The 17,208-nt window shown below is 67.9% G+C and carries 20 protein-coding genes; 3 read left to right on the forward strand and 17 right to left on the reverse strand.

Going from position 1 to position 17,208, the window contains the following annotated elements; all coding sequences use genetic code 11:
• Positions 1-236 precede the first annotated feature (236 nt).
• The 13 genes from AVS7_RS10560 to AVS7_RS10615 all read right to left on the reverse strand — a co-directional run bounded on the left by AVS7_RS10560 (position 237) and on the right by AVS7_RS10615 (position 11,136).
• Entirely contained in the window at positions 237-1,709 is a 1,473-nt protein-coding gene (locus tag AVS7_RS10560) for a Do family serine endopeptidase (RefSeq protein WP_024001312.1), read from the reverse strand.
• A 93-nt stretch (positions 1,710-1,802) separates the two neighbouring features.
• Positions 1,803-2,843 (reverse strand): MucB/RseB C-terminal domain-containing protein, encoded by a 1,041-nt coding sequence (locus AVS7_RS10565; RefSeq protein ID WP_049696891.1) that lies wholly within the window; start codon positions 2,841-2,843, stop codon positions 1,803-1,805.
• Positions 2,844-2,914: 71 nt separating this feature from the next.
• Complete coding sequence (locus tag AVS7_RS10570; protein ID WP_020228378.1) at positions 2,915-3,514, reverse strand: sigma-E factor negative regulatory protein; 600 nt, start codon at positions 3,512-3,514, stop codon at positions 2,915-2,917.
• Between the two features lie 35 nt (positions 3,515-3,549).
• Entirely contained in the window at positions 3,550-4,176 is a 627-nt protein-coding gene (rpoE, locus tag AVS7_RS10575; protein ID WP_024001315.1) for an RNA polymerase sigma factor RpoE, read from the reverse strand.
• Positions 4,173-4,604 (reverse strand): hypothetical protein, encoded by a 432-nt coding sequence (locus AVS7_RS24345; RefSeq protein ID WP_144425078.1) that lies wholly within the window; start codon positions 4,602-4,604, stop codon positions 4,173-4,175. The genes rpoE and AVS7_RS24345 overlap by 4 nt, the downstream gene beginning before the upstream one ends.
• 118 nt (positions 4,605-4,722) lie before the next feature.
• A complete protein-coding gene (gene fabF / locus AVS7_RS10580; protein WP_024001317.1) occupies positions 4,723-5,967 on the reverse strand; it encodes a beta-ketoacyl-ACP synthase II in 1,245 nt (414 codons plus the stop codon).
• A 124-nt stretch (positions 5,968-6,091) separates the two neighbouring features.
• Entirely contained in the window at positions 6,092-6,331 is a 240-nt protein-coding gene (gene acpP / locus AVS7_RS10585) for an acyl carrier protein (protein WP_003058049.1), read from the reverse strand.
• Positions 6,332-6,434: 103 nt separating this feature from the next.
• Positions 6,435-7,178 (reverse strand): 3-oxoacyl-ACP reductase FabG, encoded by a 744-nt coding sequence (gene fabG / locus AVS7_RS10590; RefSeq protein WP_020228381.1) that lies wholly within the window; start codon positions 7,176-7,178, stop codon positions 6,435-6,437.
• Positions 7,175-8,128, reverse strand: coding sequence for an ACP S-malonyltransferase (gene fabD / locus AVS7_RS10595; protein WP_020228382.1), 954 nt, complete (start codon positions 8,126-8,128; stop codon positions 7,175-7,177). The genes fabG and fabD overlap by 4 nt, the downstream gene beginning before the upstream one ends.
• A 60-nt stretch (positions 8,129-8,188) precedes the next feature.
• A complete protein-coding gene (locus AVS7_RS10600; RefSeq protein WP_020228383.1) occupies positions 8,189-9,166 on the reverse strand; it encodes a beta-ketoacyl-ACP synthase III in 978 nt (325 codons plus the stop codon).
• Positions 9,166-10,224: a phosphate acyltransferase PlsX gene (gene plsX, locus AVS7_RS10605; RefSeq protein ID WP_024001318.1), complete on the reverse strand. Its 1,059-nt coding sequence runs from the start codon at positions 10,222-10,224 to the stop codon at positions 9,166-9,168. Before plsX ends, AVS7_RS10600 begins: the two co-directional genes overlap by 1 nt.
• Positions 10,225-10,301: 77 nt before the next feature.
• Complete coding sequence (gene rpmF, locus AVS7_RS10610; RefSeq protein WP_024001319.1) at positions 10,302-10,484, reverse strand: 50S ribosomal protein L32; 183 nt, start codon at positions 10,482-10,484, stop codon at positions 10,302-10,304.
• Between the two features lie 106 nt (positions 10,485-10,590).
• Positions 10,591-11,136 (reverse strand): DUF177 domain-containing protein, encoded by a 546-nt coding sequence (locus tag AVS7_RS10615; RefSeq protein WP_020228386.1) that lies wholly within the window; start codon positions 11,134-11,136, stop codon positions 10,591-10,593.
• 26 nt (positions 11,137-11,162) lie between these two features.
• On the opposite strand from AVS7_RS10615, the gene AVS7_RS10620 reads away from it, so the two are divergent.
• The 3 genes from AVS7_RS10620 to AVS7_RS10630 all read left to right on the forward strand — a co-directional run bounded on the left by AVS7_RS10620 (position 11,163) and on the right by AVS7_RS10630 (position 13,716).
• Positions 11,163-11,762, forward strand: a complete 600-nt coding sequence (locus AVS7_RS10620; RefSeq protein WP_020228387.1) for a Maf family nucleotide pyrophosphatase — start codon at positions 11,163-11,165, stop codon at positions 11,760-11,762.
• On the forward strand, positions 11,759-12,529 hold the full coding sequence (locus AVS7_RS10625) for an SAM-dependent methyltransferase (RefSeq protein ID WP_020228388.1): 771 nt from the start codon (positions 11,759-11,761) through the stop codon (positions 12,527-12,529). Before AVS7_RS10620 ends, AVS7_RS10625 begins: the two co-directional genes overlap by 4 nt.
• An 86-nt stretch (positions 12,530-12,615) precedes the next feature.
• Positions 12,616-13,716, forward strand: coding sequence for a toxin-antitoxin system YwqK family antitoxin (locus AVS7_RS10630; RefSeq protein ID WP_020228389.1), 1,101 nt, complete (start codon positions 12,616-12,618; stop codon positions 13,714-13,716).
• On the opposite strand, the gene AVS7_RS10635 is transcribed toward AVS7_RS10630, so the two are convergent.
• From AVS7_RS10635 to AVS7_RS10650, 4 genes are read right to left on the reverse strand one after another with little or no spacing between them, the layout of a single operon-like run.
• Positions 13,713-14,750, reverse strand: a complete 1,038-nt coding sequence (locus tag AVS7_RS10635) for a S49 family peptidase (RefSeq protein ID WP_024001320.1) — start codon at positions 14,748-14,750, stop codon at positions 13,713-13,715. The two genes, AVS7_RS10630 and AVS7_RS10635, sit on opposite strands and share 4 nt — an antisense overlap.
• A 4-nt stretch (positions 14,751-14,754) precedes the next feature.
• Positions 14,755-15,123, reverse strand: a complete 369-nt coding sequence (locus AVS7_RS10640; protein ID WP_020228391.1) for a Rieske 2Fe-2S domain-containing protein — start codon at positions 15,121-15,123, stop codon at positions 14,755-14,757.
• Positions 15,116-15,775 carry an HAD family hydrolase gene (locus AVS7_RS10645; RefSeq protein ID WP_020228392.1) on the reverse strand — a complete coding sequence of 220 codons (660 nt, stop codon included), beginning with the start codon at positions 15,773-15,775 and terminating at the stop codon, positions 15,116-15,118. Before AVS7_RS10645 ends, AVS7_RS10640 begins: the two co-directional genes overlap by 8 nt.
• Positions 15,772-16,776, reverse strand: coding sequence for an RluA family pseudouridine synthase (locus AVS7_RS10650; protein WP_020228393.1), 1,005 nt, complete (start codon positions 16,774-16,776; stop codon positions 15,772-15,774). The genes AVS7_RS10645 and AVS7_RS10650 overlap by 4 nt, the downstream gene beginning before the upstream one ends.
• Positions 16,777-17,208 lie beyond the last annotated feature (432 nt).

The following is a 17,208-nucleotide window of genomic DNA, read 5'->3' on the forward strand; positions in this document are numbered from 1 at the left end:
AGTCCAAATATCTGGACAAGGTGTGCGCGAGCTGTGGAACACCTGTGCATCACTCGCCTGCCTCCCGCATGGTGGCGAAGCGGCGGGAGTTTATATCAAAACCCTCACATTGAACCCCTCCATTCTACAAATATGCACAGATAGAAAAACTCGGCCGCAGGCTGCAGTTTGCGCTTCACGGAAAAAAGCCCCACTCCCGACTCCGGGGCAGGGCTTTGTCACGCAGGCACCGCTCGTCAGCGGGCAGGACGGATCAGCGTGTACTGCGCCCACTCGCCCCGGCGGAACAGCACGTTGATGGGCTTGGCCTTGTCGGCCTTGGCCAGTGCTGCCTCGAAGTCCTTCAGGTTGCGGATCTCGGTGTTGGCCAGCGCCACGATGACGTCGTCCGTGCGCAGGCCTGCGCGGGCCGCGGCATCCGCAGCCGTCACGACACGCACGCCGCCTTTGACCTTCAGCTCCTTTTCCTGCGCTGCAGTGAGCTCTGCCACGACCAGGCCGATCTGCTGCGCAGCCGAGGACGACTTGCCCTTGCTCTCCTGCTCTGCGGCCTTGGCCACGGCCTTCTCCTCCGGCTCCACCTCGGCGATGGTGATCGACAGGTCGCGCGAGGCACCTCGGCGGAACACGGTGATGCTGGTCTTGGTACCCGGCTTGGTATTGCCCACCAGGCGCGGCAGGTCGGAGACCTTCTCCACGGCCTTTCCGTCGTAGCGGGTGATGATGTCGCCCGCTTCGATGCCGGCCTTCTCGGCCGGAGAGCCGGCTTCAACGCCGCGTACCAGGGCGCCCTGGGACTTGCCCAGCCCGATCGACTCCGCGACGTCCTTGGACACCGATTCGATCTGCACGCCGATGCGCCCGCGGCTCACGCGGCCCACGGTGCGCAGCTGCTCGCTCACGCGGATGGCCTCGTCGATGGGGATGGCGAAGGAAATCCCCATGAAGCCGCCCGAGCGGGAATAGATCTGGCTGTTGATCCCGACCACCTCGCCGCGCATGTTGATCAGCGGCCCGCCGGAATTGCCGGGGTTGATGGCCACGTCGGTCTGGATGAAAGGCAGGTAGTCGCCCGTGTCGCGCTGCTTGGCGCTGACGATGCCCGCGGTCACCGTGTTCTCCAGCCCGAAGGGCGAGCCGATGGCCATGACCCATTCGCCCGCCTTGAGGCGGCTCACGTCGCCCACCTTGACGGCCGGAAGGCCCGTGGCGTCGATCTTGACCACGGCGACATCCGTGCGCTTGTCGGCGCCCACGATCTTGGCCTTGAACTCGCGCTTGTCGGTGAGCGTGACGATGACTTCGTCCGCTCCCTCGACCACGTGCGCATTCGTCATCACGTAGCCGTCGGGCGTGAGGATGAAGCCCGAGCCCACGCCGCGCGGCTGCTCCTCGGGCTGCGGGCGCTGCGGCCCCTGCTGCCGGGGAATGTTGGGGACCGGGACGCCGAAGCGCCGGAAGAACTCCAGCATGTCCTCGTCCATGCCGTTCAGCGCCGGACGGCTGGACACCTTCTCCGTGGTGCGGATGTTCACCACCGACGGTCCCACCTGCTCCACCAGTTCCGTGAAGTCGGGCAGGCCCCGCACCGCGGGCGCAGATTGCGCCTGCGCGGGCCCCGTCCCCAGCAGACCGCCAGCACCTGCCACCGCCATCAGGCCGGCAAGGGCCCAGGAGTGCATGCCTTCCTTCCAATCGATCATCCGCATCGTCGACCTTTCCTTGTCTTTCAAATCACCGAAACTGAATCTGTGAAGGCGCCCGGCCCGATTGGTTCCCGCCGTCGGCGCCAGGATAGGCGTTCAGCGCGCACGCTCCAGGGCACCGATGAAACGGCGCAGCGTCTCCAGAGGCACTTCCCCCACGACGGTGGCCCAGGTGTCCTGCCCGACTTTCTGCGCCACCACCTGGGTCGCTCCCATGCTGACGGAACGGGCACCCTCCGGGTGCCGCCCGGCGCCATAGGGCTCCAGGAAAACCGACAGCGTCGCCAGCCCATCCGAGTAGATGCACTGCAGAACCGTGCGCGGCACCTCCGCTTGAACAGCCCGCGCCTTCTTGTAACAGCCCTGGGGAACGAAGCCCGCCACGGTGGCCCGCATGCGCCAGCCTTCGGCGTCCGCCGTCGTCCGCTCCAGTGGGACGGCCGCTTTGCGGTAGCCCTCCATGTCGCCCATCATGCGCAGCATGGCCTGCAGCCCAGCGGGCGACTCCATGGCCAGCTCCGAGAAGGCGGCCTGCTCCAGCACGCGCCCCTCGGCATCCAGGGTCTGCAGCTGGAGGGCGAGGCCCGAGCCTTGCTCCGCCCAGATGCGGTAGCCGAAGCGCCAGGCATCGCGCGGAATGAAGACCACCACGTCGGCATCAAGCCCGGCCACGCGCTCCCGGCCAGCAGCTTTCACTGCATAGTGCTTGTCCGGCGATACGCCTTCCGCATCGGGAACCCGGGGGAACAGCCCCCTGGCATCGCGCATTTCGCTGCGCACGATGCGCGCCTGAGGCAGAAAAGTCCGTACTTCACCCTCGTGACGGAACACGATCCTCGGCGTTCCGCTGAGCGCTTCCACGCGCTCGATCTGCTGCGAGCCTTCACAAGCGTGCCAGATCCGGGAACTGGCCATCGCCCCGTTGGACGACAGGACCATGAACGTGCCGCTGTAATTGCGGCTGAGCGACGCGCGGTGCATGCGGGCTATCCACCCCGCCACATCTGTCGGCCTGCTTGCAGCAGGCGCGTCGGAAACCGCCACTGCGCACGGTGCAGGCTCCGCACTGGCCGCGCCGATCAGCCACAGGGCCACGCCCACAGCGATTCCACCCCGTTTCGCATACCACGCCAGCATCCGTTGATCCGCACGAATCCGCATGCGCGTCACGCTACTCCGTTCCTGGACAAATAGCCTGGTCAATGTTTTCAGCGCGCAGGGGCCTCGAAAGTGGCGTTGCGCAAGAAGCCTGCGGGCATCTGCAGGGCAGATGTGCTGCCGAACTGCTTGTGGGCCGCCAGCAGTTCGTCCAGGCGCGGGTCGCGGATCATGATCTGCGGCCCATCGGATCCGATATTCGTGGCCACCATCGTCTGCTGCTGCGGCATGGCAGGCGCGGGCTGCACGGCGGCCAGCTGCGCGCCCGCAGCAGCGACGCCCGGGGTCAGCCCGACATAGGCATTCCAGCCCAGCGCCGCGACGGCGGCCAGGGAAGCGAAGCCTGCGGCAAGCTTCCAGCGGAACACCGACGCGTTGGCGGCCTCGTCGTGGCGGGCCACCTGTGCCAATGCGGCAGCGGGCAGCCGCTCATGCGCAAGCTGCTCGCGCAAGCGCCCCAGCAGCGCAGGGTCGGTGGCATGCACGGGCTCGCTGCAGCGCATCACCTCGCCAATCATGTGGTAGAGCTGCCAGGATGCCTGGCCTTCGTCCGTGCCGGCATAGGCCATGGCCTGGGCGAACTCATCCCCTTGCAACTCCCCGTCGGCCAGCGCCGACAGGCATTCGCGCTTCATCACATCGTCCTTCATGGTGCCACCTGCATCGCGCTACCCCGATATATCCATTACCACCGCTTGCCCGAGCGCTTCTCGAGCAAGGGCTTGACCCGGGCCGATATCGCCTCCCGGGCCCGGAAGATCCGCGACCGCACCGTGCCGATGGGGCAGTTCATGGCCGCGGCGATCTCCTCGTAACTCAATCCCTCGATCTCCCGCAGCGTCACCGCCTGCCTCAGGTCTTCAGGCAACGCCTCCATGGCCGCGTTCACCGCAGCGGCGATCTCCTGGGCTGCCAGGACGGTCTCGGGGGTTTCGTCGCTGGTTAGTTCACGATCGAGCAGGGAAGTTTCATCGTCGTCGTCACCGCTACCGCGCAGGGCGCTTTCGGTGATCACCGGGTTGCGCTTGAGATCCACCAGAGCCTTTTTGGCCGTGTTGACCGCGATGCGGTAGAGCCAGGTGTAGAACTGCGCCTCCCCCCGGAACTGGTGGAGCGCTCGATAGGCCCGCAGGAAAGTCTCCTGCGTGATGTCCTGCACCAAGTCCACATCGCGCACCATGCGCCCGACCAGCCGCTCGATGCGCCGCTGGTACTTGATGACCAGCAACTCGTACGCCCGCTGGTCGCCCGCGACCGTGCGCTCCACCAGGCGCAGATCACTGTCGGCGGGTTCATTCGTAGAGGCTGTCATGTCCTTGTCTGTGTCTCACCTTCGTGCCGGGAAGGCATGCCTTCGGCACGGGCCGTGCCGGATGGGGCGCGCGAATATACCGCACGCCGCAGGGCTTGCCACCGGAGTGGCGAACTGCCGCGCTCCAGCCACAGCCAGACCGTACGGCCGTGCACCAGGCGCAAGGACAGGAGCAGCCCCGATTGCAGATCCAGGTGCACGCGCGGCCATTGCACCAAGCCGCCCCTCCCCCGGCCCCCATCGGCCAGCAGTGACCATTCCCGGCCATCCCACACCAATTGCCCCGGAAAAAGGCCATGCCACAGGCTCCAGGCCGCCGCCGCGCACAGGCACCACAGCGCCAGGCCCGCCAGGGCACGTTCGCGGCCATTGCCGAGCATCCACCAAGCCAGCACGCAGGCAAGTCCCAAGGCCGCGACCGCGAACAAGGCCCGCCCTGCGCGCCGCGAACGACCGAAGGGGAATTGGACGGAAGGTGCGTGGGCGGCGCCGCGCATCAAAGCTACCCGGCGACGTCCGGGCGTGCCCGCAGCGGCAGAGATGCCATCAGATGCGCCTGAAGACCAACGTGCCGTTGGTGCCGCCGAAGCCGAAATTGTTCTTGAGGGCGACATCCATCTTCATGTCGCGCGCCGTGTTCGCGCAGTAGTCCAGATCGCACTCCGGATCCTGCGAGAAGAGGTTGATGGTCGGCGGCACCTTCTGGTGGTGCAGCGCCAGCACGGTGAACACGCTCTCGATACCGCCCGCGCCGCCCAGCAGGTGGCCGGTCATGGACTTGGTGGAACTCACCACCATCTTCTTCGCATGGTCGCCGAGCGCCGCCTTGATGGCGTTGGTTTCGTTCAGGTCCCCCAGCGGGGTGGAGGTGCCGTGCGCGTTGAGGTACTGCACCTCGTCCGCGTTCACGCCGGCGTTGCGCAGGGCCGCCTGCATGGCGCGGCGCGGGCCATCCATGTTCGGGGCGGTCATGTGCCCGGCATCGGCGCTCATGCCGTAGCCAGCCACCTCGGCATAGATGCGAGCACCGCGCGCCTTGGCATGCTCGTACTCTTCGAGCACGACCACGCCCGCACCTTCGCCGAGCACGAAGCCGTCGCGGTCCTTGTCCCAAGGGCGCGAGGCCGTCTTGGGATCGTCGTTGCGCGTGGACAGCGCGCGCATCGCGGCGAAGCCCCCCACGCCCAGCGGGGAAACGGTGGCCTCGGTGCCGCCGGCCACGATCACGTCGGCATCGCCGTATTCGATCTTGCGGGCCGCCTCACCGATACAGTGCAGCCCCGTCGTGCACGCGGTCACGACAGAGAGGTTCGGGCCCTTGAAGCCGAAGCGCATCGATACCTGGCCGGCCACCATGTTGATGATCGACGCCGGCACGAAGAACGGCGTGATGCGGCGCGGGCCGCGGTTGGCCAGTTCGGCGTGGGTGTTCTCGATCAGCGGCAGGCCGCCGATGCCCGAGCCGACGATACAGCCAATGCGCGTGGCCAGCTCTTCATCCAGCGCCTCGCCTGTCGGCAGGCCCGCGTCGCGTACAGCCTCCTGGGCCGCGGCGATGCCGTAATGGATGAAGGTGTCCATGGTGCGCGCATCCTTGGCGCTAATGTAGGACTCCAGATCGAAGCCCTTGACCTCGCCTGCGATCTTGCAGGCAAAGTTCGATGCGTCGAACTTGGTGATGAGGTCAATGCCGGATTGCCCGGCAAGGATGCTGGCCCAGGCATCCTGCACCGTGTTGCCCACGGGCGAAATGCAACCCAGGCCGGTCACGACGACGCGACGACGGCTCATGCGTTAAACCTTCTGCTGATCGGATGCTGCGCCCCACCGGGGCGCCGGCCGCTCATTCCATTTACCTATCAATCGAGTGCACGAAGGCGAAGCCGACAAAGCAACGGTTGATTTAGAAATGGAATCAGGCCTTTTGGTGGGTGTTGGCGTAGTCGATGGCGTTTTGCACCGTCGTGATCTTCTCGGCATCCTCATCGGGGATCTCGATGCCGAATTCGTCTTCCAGCGCCATCACCAGCTCCACCGTGTCCAGAGAGTCGGCACCCAGATCGGCCACGAAAGCCTTTTCGTTGGTGACTTGGGACTCTTCCACGCCGAGTTGTTCGGCAATGATTTTTTTGACACGTGCTTCGATATCGCTCATGGTTTCCCTCTGGGGGTTGTGAATGAATCCGCGATTCTAGCCGCTTCGGGTGCAGCACCCGAGCAGCCCGCCGCACGGACGATCCGGCGTCAATTTGCTTCAACTACATGTACATGCCGCCATTGACGTGCAATTCCTGCCCCGTCACATAGCCAGCGCCCTGCGATGCGAGGTAGGCGACCGCATGCGCAATGTCGCTCGGCTGCCCCAGATCCCCCATGGCGATCTGGGATTTAAGGGCCTTCTTCTGTTCTTCGGGCAGGTCGGCCGTCATGTCGGTGGCGATGAAGCCGGGGGCCACGCAGTTCACCGTGATGCCGCGGCTACCCAGCTCGCGCGCCAGGGCGCGGGTCATGCCGGCCACGCCGGCCTTGGCAGCAGCATAGTTGGCCTGGCCGGGGTTGCCCGAGGCGCCGACCACACTGGTGATGCTGATGATGCGGCCGAAGCGTTGCTTCATCATGGGCCGGATGGCCGCGCGGCTCACGCGAAAGACGGCCTTGAGGTTGGTGTCCAGCACCGCGTCCCAGTCGTCGTCCTTCATGCGCATGGCAAGCGTGTCGCGCGTGATGCCGGCGTTGTTCACCAGCACGTGCAGGCCGCCGTGCTCTTTCACGATGGCATCGATCAGCGCATCCACGGCGGCGCCATCGGTCACGTTCAGCTTCACGCCCCTGCCGCCGTGGGCGGAGAGCGCTTCGGTGATGCGCGCCGCGCCTTCGTCGGTGGTGGCCGTGCCGATCACGCGCAGGCCGCGGGCCGCCAGTTCGGCGGCGATGGCCGCGCCGATGCCGCGCGTCGCGCCGGTGACCAGCGCGGTCTGGGAAGGGGTCGTGGATTCGCTCATGCCAGCAGCTCTCGGGTTTCGGCCAGGGTGGCCGGATCGTACAGGGAGGCGCCGACCAGCTCGGGGTCGATGCGCTTGGTCATGCCGGCCAGCACCTTGCCGGGACCGCATTCGACGACATGGGTGATGCCGCGCGCCTTCAACGCCTGCAAGCACTCCACCCAGCGCACCGGACCGAAGGCCTGGCGGTAAAGCGCGTCGCGGATGGCGTCGGCATCTTGCTGCACGGCCACGTCCACGTTGTTGACCACGGGGATCTGCGGCGCTTCCAGCGTCAGCGCGGCCAGGGCGGCACGCAGCTTCTCTGCGGCGGGCTTCATGAGGCTGGAGTGGAAAGGCGCCGACACGGGCAGCGGCAACGCGCGCTTGGCACCAGCGGCCTTGAGCATTTCGCAGCCCTTCTCGACGCCGGCCTTGCTACCGGCAATGACGGTCTGCATGGGGTCGTTGAAATTTACGGCCTCGACCACCTCGGGCGAACCCGCGCCGAAGCTCGCGGTCGCCTCGGCGCAGCCGGCGATGACCTTGGCGGCGTCCAGCCCCAGGATGGCTGCCATGGCACCCGTGCCCACGGGCACGGCCTCCTGCATGGCGGCGGCGCGCAGGCGCACCAGGGGCGCGGCCTGGGCCAGCGTCAGCACGCCCGAGGCGACGAGTGCCGCGTATTCGCCCAGCGAATGCCCGGCGACGGCCGAGGGCAGCGCGCCGCCCTCGGCACGCCAGACGCGCCAGGCGGCCACGCCGGCCACCAGCATCACGGGCTGGGTGTTGGTGGTGAGAGCCAGCGCCTCCTTGGGGCCGCCGTGGATCAATGCGCCCACGTCCTCGCCCAGTGCGTCGGACGCTTCGCGCAGCGTCTCGGCCACCGCGGGATGATCGCCCCACGCATCGAGCATGCCTACGGACTGCGAGCCCTGGCCGGGGAACACGAATGCAAAGTTGTGTGCCATTGTCTCTTCTTGGTTTTGAATGGAATCAGGCTCTAGCGCTTATCCAGCGAGCGCAAGCAGCTATATTTTCAGGAGTACAGCACCCCAGGTGAAACCGCCGCCCACGCCTTCGAGCAGCACGGTCTGCCCCGGCTTGACCTGGCCCGCGCGCACCGCGTGGTCCAGCGCCAGGGGAATGGAGGCCGCCGAGGTGTTGCCGTGCTGGTCCACCGTGACCACCACCTTGTCCATGGGCAGCTTCAGCTTGCGCGCCGTGCTCTGCATGATGCGGATGTTGGCCTGGTGCGGGATCAGCCAGTCGACGTCGGCATCGGTGAGGCCCGCCTTGTCCAGCGTGGCGCGCGCGGCCTTGTCCAGCAAGCCCACGGCGAGCTTGAACACGGCCTGCCCGTCCATCTTGAGCAGCGGGTCGCCCAGGATCTGGCCGCCATAGACATTGCCGGGCACGCACAGGATGCCCACGTGGCTGCCGTCGGCATGCAGGTCGCTGGCCAGGATGCCGGGCGTTTCCGAGGCCTCGAGCACCACGGCGCCAGCGCCGTCGCCGAAGAGCACACAGGTGGTGCGGTCCTTGAAGTCGAGGATGCGGCTGAACACCTCCGCCCCCACCACCAGCGCGCGGCTGGCGGCACCGGACTGGATCATGGCGTCCGCCACCGTGAGCGCATAGACGAAGCCGCTGCACACGGCCTGCACGTCGAAGGCGGGGCAGCCGTTCGCGCCCAGCTTGTGCTGGAGGATGCAGGCAGTGGAGGGAAACACCATGTCCGGCGTGGACGTGGCGACGATGATCAGGTCGATGTCCTGCGGCTGACGGCCCGCGGCCTCCAGGGCGCGGCGAGAGGCCTCCAGCGCCAGGTCGCTGCTGGCCACGTCGCGCTCGGCGAAGTGGCGGGAGCGGATGCCGGTGCGCTCCACGATCCATTCGTCGGACGTCTCGATGCCTTGCTGCGCCAGCTGGGCCACCAGGTCATCGTTGGTCACACGGCGCGGCGGCAGGCTGCTGCCGGTGCCGGCAATACGGGAATAGCGTCTCATCAATGTGTGGCTGCGGCGGCAGTTCCGGGTTCGGGCTGGGCATCGGCGGCGGCCAGCAAGGGCGCCGCGTGTGCGACCCGCGTGCGGACGCGGTCGAGCAGGTTGTTGCGGGCCGCATCATACGCCCGGTTCAACGCCTGCTCGAAGGCCAGCGCGTCGGCCGAGCCGTGGCTCTTGAACACCAGGCCGCGCAGGCCCAGCAGCGCCGCGCCGTTGTAGCGGCGGTGATCGACGCGCCGCATGAGGGCAGATAGCACGGGATAAGCGACGATCGCAGCGATTTTCGTGAAGATGTTGCGCGAAAACTCCTGCTTGAGTATTCCCGCGATCATGGATGCGACACCCTCGCTGGCCTTGAGCGCCACGTTGCCCACGAAGCCGTCACAGACCACGATGTCCACCGTGCCCTTGAAAATGTCATTGCCCTCGACGTTGCCGTGAAATTTAAGATCGCCGGAGTTGGCGGCAGAACGCAGCAGTTCGCCCGCCTTTTTAATGACTTCGCTACCTTTGATGACTTCCTCGCCGATGTTGAGCAGCCCCACGGCAGGCTCCTCGTGGTCCTGCAGCACCGACACCAGCGCCGAGCCCATCACGGCGAATTGCAACAGGTGTTCGGCCGTGCAATCGACGTTCGCGCCCAGGTCCAGCACCGTGGTGGCGCCGCCCTTGGCGTGGGGCAGCTGGGTGGCGATGGCGGGGCGGTCGATGCCGTCCAGCGTCTTGAGCAGGTAGCGCGCGATCGCCATCAGCGCGCCCGTATTCCCGGCGGACACCGCTGCCTGGGCCGCCCCGTCCTTGACCTGCTGGATCGCCACGCGCATGGACGAATCCTTCTTGCGGCGCAGCGCGACTTCGACCGGGTCGTCCATCGTCACCACCTCGGATGCGGGCACGACCGTGGCCCGATCGTGCGAGAAGCCCTGCAGGCTGGCCTGCTGGCCGACGAGCAGCAGGCGCGCGTCGGGATGGTGGTCGAGGAACTGGCGGCACGCGGGAAGCGTGACGCCGGGGCCGTGGTCGCCCCCCATGCAGTCAACAGCCAGTGTGATGGTCATCGGCGGATATTAAAACGACAAAGGCCCGCGCTACGTACGTAGCAACGGGCCTCGAAACAGCGCGGCCTGGGGAATTATCAGGCTTCGGACTTGTTCTTCAGCACCTGGCGGCCACGGTACACGCCGTTGGGGCTGATGTGGTGGCGCAGGTGGGTTTCGCCGGTAGTGGGTTCCACTGCGATGCCAGGCACCGTCAGGGCGTTGTGCGAGCGGTGCATGCCGCGCTTGGAAGGGGACTTTTTGTTTTGCTGAACAGCCATGTTCGGCTCCTAGGGTCTTGAAGGGTTGGTAAAAACGCGATCAGCCCATTGAAGACACGAGGGGATTCGCGCGAAGCCCTCGATTATAGCCCAACTCCTTTTCGGCCTACGCACCGGGCTTGCGCAGCCCGGCCAGCGCGGCGAAGGGGTTGGGCTTGTCGGCGCTGGCCTCCTCGAAGTCCTCGTCGCTCGAAGCCATCTTCACGTCGGTGGGGCATTCGTCGTGTCGCGGCACCACGGGCAGCTCCATGAGCAGCTCGTCCTCGATAAGCTCGCGCAGGTTGAATTCACGGCTCAGGGCCAGCAGGTCTTCATCGCTGGACTCGTCCAGCGCCTCGGCCGTGGCCTCGTCGGCCACGAAGCGGAATTCGCGGTCCACGGCGAGCGGCACGTCCACCGGGAGCAGGCAGCGCTGGCAGATCATGGGGAAGGTGGCCTGCGCCTTCAGCCGCAGCCAGATCTGGCCGCCGATGCCGTGGGTGGCGCGCACCTCGCCATCGGCCTGCCAATCGACGCGCAGGTCGGGGTGCAGGCCCTGAGCCTCCTCGGCCAGGCGCTTGTACTTGAGCAGGGTGTCATGACCGGACAGGTGTCCGCCAGCCTGTGCGAAGGCCTTGACGTCCAGCCGGTCGGGGGAGTGTTCCTTGGTCATGGGCGGCAGTGTAAGAGAATCAAGCCATGCCTGAACCCGTCCGCCCGCCCTATTCCCTGGTCCTGGGATCAACCTCCCGCTACCGGCGCGAGCTGCTGGCCCGCCTGGGCCTGCCCTTCGACGTGGCTGGCCCCGACGTGGACGAAACCCCGCTGCCCGGCGAGGCCCCGCGTGCGCTGGCCCTGCGCCTCGCGCTGGCCAAGGCCCGGGCGGTGGCCGCCCAGCACCCGCAGGCCGTGGTGATCGGCTCCGACCAGGTGGCGGACCTCGCGGGCCAGCCCCTGGGCAAGCCCGGCACGCACGAGCGCGCCACGGCGCAGCTGCGGCAGATGCGCGGGCGCACGGTGGTCTTCCAGACGGCCGTGGCCGTGGTGTGCCAGGCCACGGGCTTCGCACAGATGGACATCGCCCCCGTGGAGGTGCGCTTCCGCGACCTGGACGACGCCGAGATCGAGCGCTACCTGCAAGCCGAAACCCCCTACGACTGCGCGGGCAGCGCCAAGAGCGAAGGCCTGGGCATCAGCCTGCTCGACGCCATCGTGAGCGACGATCCCACGGCCCTCGTCGGCCTGCCGCTGATCCGCACCTGCCGCATGCTGCGCGCCGCCGGCCTGATGCTGCCATGAGCACGCCCCCCGCACCCGGCACGCTCTACCTCGTGCCCGCGCCGCTCGACTTCGGCTGCGAGGCGCAGGCCCCGCTGCAGGACGCGCTGCCCGAAGGCACGCTGCGCACCGCCGCGCGCCTCACGCACTGGGTCTGCGAAAACGCCAAGAGCTGCCGCGCCTACCTGAAGCGCATCGACGCGCTGCACCCGCTGGCCGCGCCGCTGCAGGCGCAGCAGATCACCGAACTGCCACGCGAAGTGCACAAGAAGGGCGACCATGGCGGCCAGTTCAACGCCGCCCCGCTCATCGCACCGCTGCTCGCAGGCCATGACATGGGTCTGGTCAGCGAGGCCGGCATGCCCGCCGTGGCCGACCCGGGCAGCTCCGTGGTCCGCGCCGCGCACGACGCGGGCGCACGCGTCGTGCCGCTCGTGGGCCCGGTCTCGCTGCTGCTGGCGCTGGCCGCCAGCGGGCTGAACGGGCAGAACTTCGCGTTCACGGGCTACCTGCCGCAGGACGCGGGCGAGCGCGCCGAACGCATCCGCGCGCTCGAAGGTCTGGCGCTCAGGCAGGGCCAGAGCCAGCTTTTCATCGAAACGCCCTACCGCAATGCCGCGCTGTGGCAGGCGCTGCTGCAGCACCTGCAGCCGAACACACGCCTGGCCATCGCGGCGGGCCTCACGCTCGCGCAGGCGCGCGTGGAAAGCCGCTCCGTGCGCCAATGGCGCCAGCAAGGCGAGGCACCCGACAACCGCACCCCGGTGGTGTTCGCCATCGGCCGCTGACCGCCATGCCCCTTCTGCGCAAAGCTCTCATTTCCATAGCTTCTTGCGCTTGCTGGACAAGCGCTGGGGCCATTATTCGCTGCGAAATGAACGGCAAGCCCGTGAACCCGTCGAACGGCGCCGAAACCGCCGGCCTCACCGGCCTGCTGCGCTGCCGCGACGAGGACACGGGCCACCTGCAGCGTGAGCAGGAACTGCGCGGCGGCAAATACCTGGGGCTGCAGCGCTTCTACGACCGCGAAGGGCGCCTGCAGCGCGAGCGCCACGTGAACGAGCGCGGCAACAGCCAGGGCCGTATGGCGGAATTTTGGCCGAACGGCCAGCTGCGGCGCGAGGAATTCGCCGAGAACGGGCGTACGCGGGGACCGGTGCGCCGCCTCGATGCGCAGGGGCAGTTGGAGCGCCTCGCGTTCCACGCCGACGGGCGCGAACAGTTCTACGTGGAGTACAACGCCGCTGGCCAGCCCACGCGGCTGATGTGCCCCGCCGCGAGCGTGCTGCCCGAAGACCGCCCGCTGTGCGGCTTCGGCGGCGCGGCGGAAACGGCGCTCCACACCGCGTCAGGCGCCAAGGCCGCGCAGATGCGCTACGAACAGGGCCGCCTGCTCACCGCCATGGAGTGGGATGCCGGCGGCCTGCTGGCCGCGCAGATGCTGTTCGAGAACGGCCGCCGCGTGCACCGCCGCTACAGCAGCGAGAACGGCAAGGCCGTGCTGCGCGAGGAGCGCATCTACGAGGCCGACGACCGCCCGCTCGCCCATCGGGGCGGTGCGCTCGCGCAGGTGCGGCAGTGGGGCGCATCGGGCCAGCTCGTCGAGCAGCGCAGCTACACGGCAGGCCGCGAGACGCTGGTGGAGCGCTGGTACCTCAACGGCGCGCTGCGCGAACGCACCGCGCCGGCCGGCGAAGGCCCGGCCGCGCGCGTCCTGCGCGAGCTGCATGGCGACGACGGACGCCTTGCGCGGCGGGAGCGGCTCACGGCCGACCGGCAGCCCACCGGCGTGCAACAGCACTTTCACGCCAACGGACGCATCGCGCTGGAAGAAGGCTACGGCGAGCCCGACGCACGCGGCCGCACGCGGCTGCAGACGCGCAAGGAATGGGACGAGAGCGGCCGCCTGCTGGCCGACGATGTGCTGCTGGAGGACGGCTCGCGCCAGCGCAAGGCGGGCCTGACCGGCAGTTAACGAAGCTGCGGCACCTGCAGCGCGGCCAGCGCCTTCATGGCGCCCATGCCGACGGCGGCGCCGAACTTCTTGGCCAGGCGCTCGGCCACGTTGTCGCGGCGGGTGTAGTCGATGACCTCCTCGGCCTTGACCACTTCGCGCGCCACGTAGTCCAGGTTGCCCATCTGGTCGGCCAGGCCCATCTCCACCGCCTGCTGGCCGGTCCAGAACAGGCCGCTGAAGGTCTCGGGCGTGGTCTTCAGGCGGTCGCCCCGGCCCTTCTTGACCACGGCGATGAACTGCTGGTGGATCTGGTCGAGCATCTGCTGCGCGTAGGCGCGCTGCGTCTCGGTCTGCGGGCTGAAGGGGTCGAGGAAGCCCTTGTTCTCGCCGGCGGTGAGCAGGCGGCGCTCCACGCCGAGCTTTTCCATGGTGCCAGTGAAGCCGAAGCCGTCCATCAGCACGCCGATGCTGCCCACGATGCTGGCCTTGTCCACGAAGATGTCGTCGGCCGCCGCGGCGATGTAGTAGGCGGCGGAGGCGCAGGTTTCCTCCACCACGGCGTAGACCGGCTTGTCGTACTTGGCCTTCAGGCGCGTGATCTCGTCGTTGATGATGCCGGCCTGCACGGGGCTGCCGCCCGGCGAGTTGATGAGCAGCACCACGGCCTGCGAGCCCGAGTCCTCGAACGCGCTGCGCATGGCGGCCACGACGAACTCGGCGCTGGCCTCGGCACCGGCCGCGATCTCGCCCTTCACGTCCACCACGGCCGTGTGCGGCGTGGTCTTGGCGGTCGCGGCGATGTCGCGCGAGAGCACCGCCCAGACGACGGCCGCCGCCAGCACGATCCACGCGAAGCGCCAGAAGATGCGCCAGCGGCGCGCGGCGCGCTGCTCGTTCAGCGTTCCAAGCACGAGCTTTTCGAGCACTTCACGCTCCCAGGCGGGCGCCGCCTTGCTTGCTCCTTTTTCCGTAGCTGCTTGCGCCCACAGGTCGGGCGCCGGAGGCGGATTTCCCTCAAAACCTGCGGGTTCGGTGCGGGTGGGGTCGGTCATGGAATCAGAACTCTACGGGTTGCAGCAGTGGGGCAGTATGCCAGCGGACCATCCCGCCCTCTTCCGAGAGGGCTACCTTCACCAGGCCGCCACGGCACGGCCCGCCGACGCAGGCGCCGGTGTCGGGCTGGTAGGCCGCGCCGTGCGTGGCGCACAGCAGCCAGCGGCCGGTGTCGTCGAAAAACCGGCCTTCCTGATAGTCCATCTCCATGGGCACGTGGGAGCAGCGGTTCAGGTAGGCGTGCACCCGGCCTTCGTAGCGGATGGCGAAGGCGCGGCAGTGCTCGCCCGCGTAGCGCACGTCGAAGGCCACGGCGGGCCCGCCGTCCACCAGGTCGGCGCTGGGGCACAGGGGCATGGTCACGTCAGGCATGGGCGTGCAGCCAGCGGTGCAGTTCGGCCACCGAAGGGGCGATGTAGAGCGGTTCCAGCGCACCGAAGCCCTGGATGTCGTGCGCGCCGTAGCCCACGCCCACGCTGGCACAGCCGGCGGCACGGGCCATCTCCAGGTCGTGCGTGGTGTCGCCGATCATCAGCACGCGTCCGGGCGCCACGTCGAACTCGGCCATCAGCTCCTGCAGCATCAGCGGGTGCGGCTTGCCGGCGGTTTCGTCGGCGGTGCGCGATGCGTCGAACATGCCGCGCAGCTGCACCTGGTGCAGCACGTGGTCCAGCCCACGCCGGCTCTTGCCCGTGGCCACAGCCAGCAGGTGGCCCCGCTCGCGCAGGCCGTGCAGCATGGGCAGCACGCCGTCGAACAGGCTCAGGTCGTCCTGGTGCTGCAGGTAGTGGTAGCGGTAGCGGTTGGACAGCTCCACGTATTTCTCGCGCGGCACGTCGGGCGCGGCGTGGGCCAGGGCCTGGGGCAGCGCCATGCCGATCACCCAGGCAGCGGCCTCGTCGGTGGGCACGGTGCATCCTAAGTCGCGCACGGCCTCCTGGATGCTGCGCACGATGATGGCGGTGGAGTCGAACAGCGTGCCGTCCCAGTCGAAGGCGATGAGGTCGAAGCGGCGGAGGGTCATGGGGTGGGGAGGAAATCGGCCAGCTCGGCGGGCAGGTCGGCGTGCAGCTCGACGCGAGCGCCCGCTTCGCCGGGTTGCGCGGGATGGCTGAACTGTAGCCGCCATGCGTGAAGGAACATGCGCTTGAGGCCTTGTTTCTGCAGCCGCTTGTTGAGTTCGAAGTCGCCGTACTTGTCGTCGCCCGCGATTGGGTGGCCCTGGCTTGCCAGGTGCACGCGGATCTGGTGCGTGCGGCCGGTCTTGATGGTCACTTCCAGCAGGCTCATCGCAGGCAGGCCCTGCGAGGGGCGCGGCGCGATCTGGCTGCGCACCTTGACGAGGGTGATGGAGCGCATGCCGTCCGGGTCCTCCTGCGTGGTCACGCGCACGCGGCGCTCGCCGTCCTCCTGCAGGTATTTGTGGAGCGGCGTGTCGATCACCTTCTTGTTCGCGGGCCACGCGCCCGTGACCAGGGCGAGGTAGGTCTTGCCCGTCTCGCGCCCGCGGAACTGGTCCTGCAGGTGGGTGAGCGCAGAGCGCTTCTTGGCCACCAGCAGGATGCCCGAGGTTTCGCGGTCCAGCCGGTGCACCAGTTCCAGGAAGCGCGCCTGGGGGCGTGCCTGGCGCAACTGCTCGATCACCCCGAAGCTCACCCCGCTGCCGCCGTGCACGGCCACGCCGGCGGGCTTGTCGAGGGCGATCAGGTGCTCGTCCTCCAGCAGGATGGGGAATTCGCGCGCGGGCGCGGGGCGCTCGGCCGGGTTCTTCTCGGCCACGCGCACGGGCGGCAGGCGCACCTGGTCGCCCGCGGCCACGCGCGCGTCGGCGCTGGTGCGGCCCTTGTTCAGCCGCACCTCGCCGCTGCGGATGATGCGGTAGACGTGGGTCTTGGGCACGCCCTTCAGGTGGCGGATCAGGAAGTTGTCGAGCCGCTGGCCTGCGGATTCGGGGTCGACCTCGACGATGCGGGCGGCCGGGAGGGAAGAGGATGGGCCCGGTTTGCCCCCTATAATGTGTTTCACCTGCGCGACGAAAGTGTAAGTGGTTGATTTGTCTGAAGTTTAATGGACACACGGCCCGGCAAGACGCGCAGCATGGTCGATGCCAGCGAGCGTCGTGCGCCAAAGTAGGTCGCACGCCGAGCGGCGGGCTGACGAATCGAAACACTGAATACGGAAATTCCAGGCTGTCCCCCCGCCCGACCAGGGCGCGGCGGCCAGCGGATCAAAGCGAAATCATGTGGGTGTTGCTGGCATGGATTGTCTCGCTGTGGCAAGGGCGCCAGCCTTTGCCATTGGCGTGCAAATCGCCTGTAACGCCCGTCCGGCAAGCGCCAGCAGCTATGCTTTTCACAGCATACCCGCGCACTCTCCGGCTCGCCCCCATCCACGCGCCCCCACCTCGCCTGCGCAGCTGACCGCTGCGCAGCCGCGGTGCGCCCGGCCTTTTCCCTT

The organism is Acidovorax sp. MR-S7, from assembly GCF_000400995.2.
Taxonomy (GTDB): Bacteria; Pseudomonadota; Gammaproteobacteria; order Burkholderiales; family Burkholderiaceae_C; genus MR-S7.

What these genes read in the sequence shown, in the direction of transcription:
- plsX (WP_024001318.1), bottom strand. Translation starts at nt 10,224, where the DNA reads ATGACCATCACACTGGCTGTTGACTGCATGGGGGGCGACCACGGCCCC.
- rpmF (WP_024001319.1), bottom strand. Translation starts at nt 10,484, where the DNA reads ATGGCTGTTCAGCAAAACAAAAAGTCCCCTTCCAAGCGCGGCATGCAC.
- AVS7_RS10600 (WP_020228383.1), bottom strand. Translation starts at nt 9,166, where the DNA reads ATGAGACGCTATTCCCGTATTGCCGGCACCGGCAGCAGCCTGCCGCCG.
- AVS7_RS10560 (WP_024001312.1), bottom strand. Translation starts at nt 1,709, where the DNA reads ATGCGGATGATCGATTGGAAGGAAGGCATGCACTCCTGGGCCCTTGCC.
- acpP (WP_003058049.1), bottom strand. Translation starts at nt 6,331, where the DNA reads ATGAGCGATATCGAAGCACGTGTCAAAAAAATCATTGCCGAACAACTC.
- AVS7_RS10570 (WP_020228378.1), bottom strand. Translation starts at nt 3,514, where the DNA reads ATGAAGGACGATGTGATGAAGCGCGAATGCCTGTCGGCGCTGGCCGAC.
- rpoE (WP_024001315.1), bottom strand. Translation starts at nt 4,176, where the DNA reads ATGACAGCCTCTACGAATGAACCCGCCGACAGTGATCTGCGCCTGGTG.
- AVS7_RS10645 (WP_020228392.1), bottom strand. Translation starts at nt 15,775, where the DNA reads ATGACCCTCCGCCGCTTCGACCTCATCGCCTTCGACTGGGACGGCACG.
- AVS7_RS10615 (WP_020228386.1), bottom strand. Translation starts at nt 11,136, where the DNA reads ATGACCAAGGAACACTCCCCCGACCGGCTGGACGTCAAGGCCTTCGCA.
- AVS7_RS10640 (WP_020228391.1), bottom strand. Translation starts at nt 15,123, where the DNA reads ATGCCTGACGTGACCATGCCCCTGTGCCCCAGCGCCGACCTGGTGGAC.
- fabD (WP_020228382.1), bottom strand. Translation starts at nt 8,128, where the DNA reads ATGGCACACAACTTTGCATTCGTGTTCCCCGGCCAGGGCTCGCAGTCC.
- fabG (WP_020228381.1), bottom strand. Translation starts at nt 7,178, where the DNA reads ATGAGCGAATCCACGACCCCTTCCCAGACCGCGCTGGTCACCGGCGCG.
- fabF (WP_024001317.1), bottom strand. Translation starts at nt 5,967, where the DNA reads ATGAGCCGTCGTCGCGTCGTCGTGACCGGCCTGGGTTGCATTTCGCCC.
- AVS7_RS10620 (WP_020228387.1), top strand. Translation starts at nt 11,163, where the DNA reads ATGCCTGAACCCGTCCGCCCGCCCTATTCCCTGGTCCTGGGATCAACC.
- AVS7_RS10630 (WP_020228389.1), top strand. Translation starts at nt 12,616, where the DNA reads ATGAACGGCAAGCCCGTGAACCCGTCGAACGGCGCCGAAACCGCCGGC.
- AVS7_RS10565 (WP_049696891.1), bottom strand. Translation starts at nt 2,843, where the DNA reads ATGCTGGCGTGGTATGCGAAACGGGGTGGAATCGCTGTGGGCGTGGCC.
- AVS7_RS10625 (WP_020228388.1), top strand. Translation starts at nt 11,759, where the DNA reads ATGAGCACGCCCCCCGCACCCGGCACGCTCTACCTCGTGCCCGCGCCG.
- AVS7_RS10635 (WP_024001320.1), bottom strand. Translation starts at nt 14,750, where the DNA reads ATGACCGACCCCACCCGCACCGAACCCGCAGGTTTTGAGGGAAATCCG.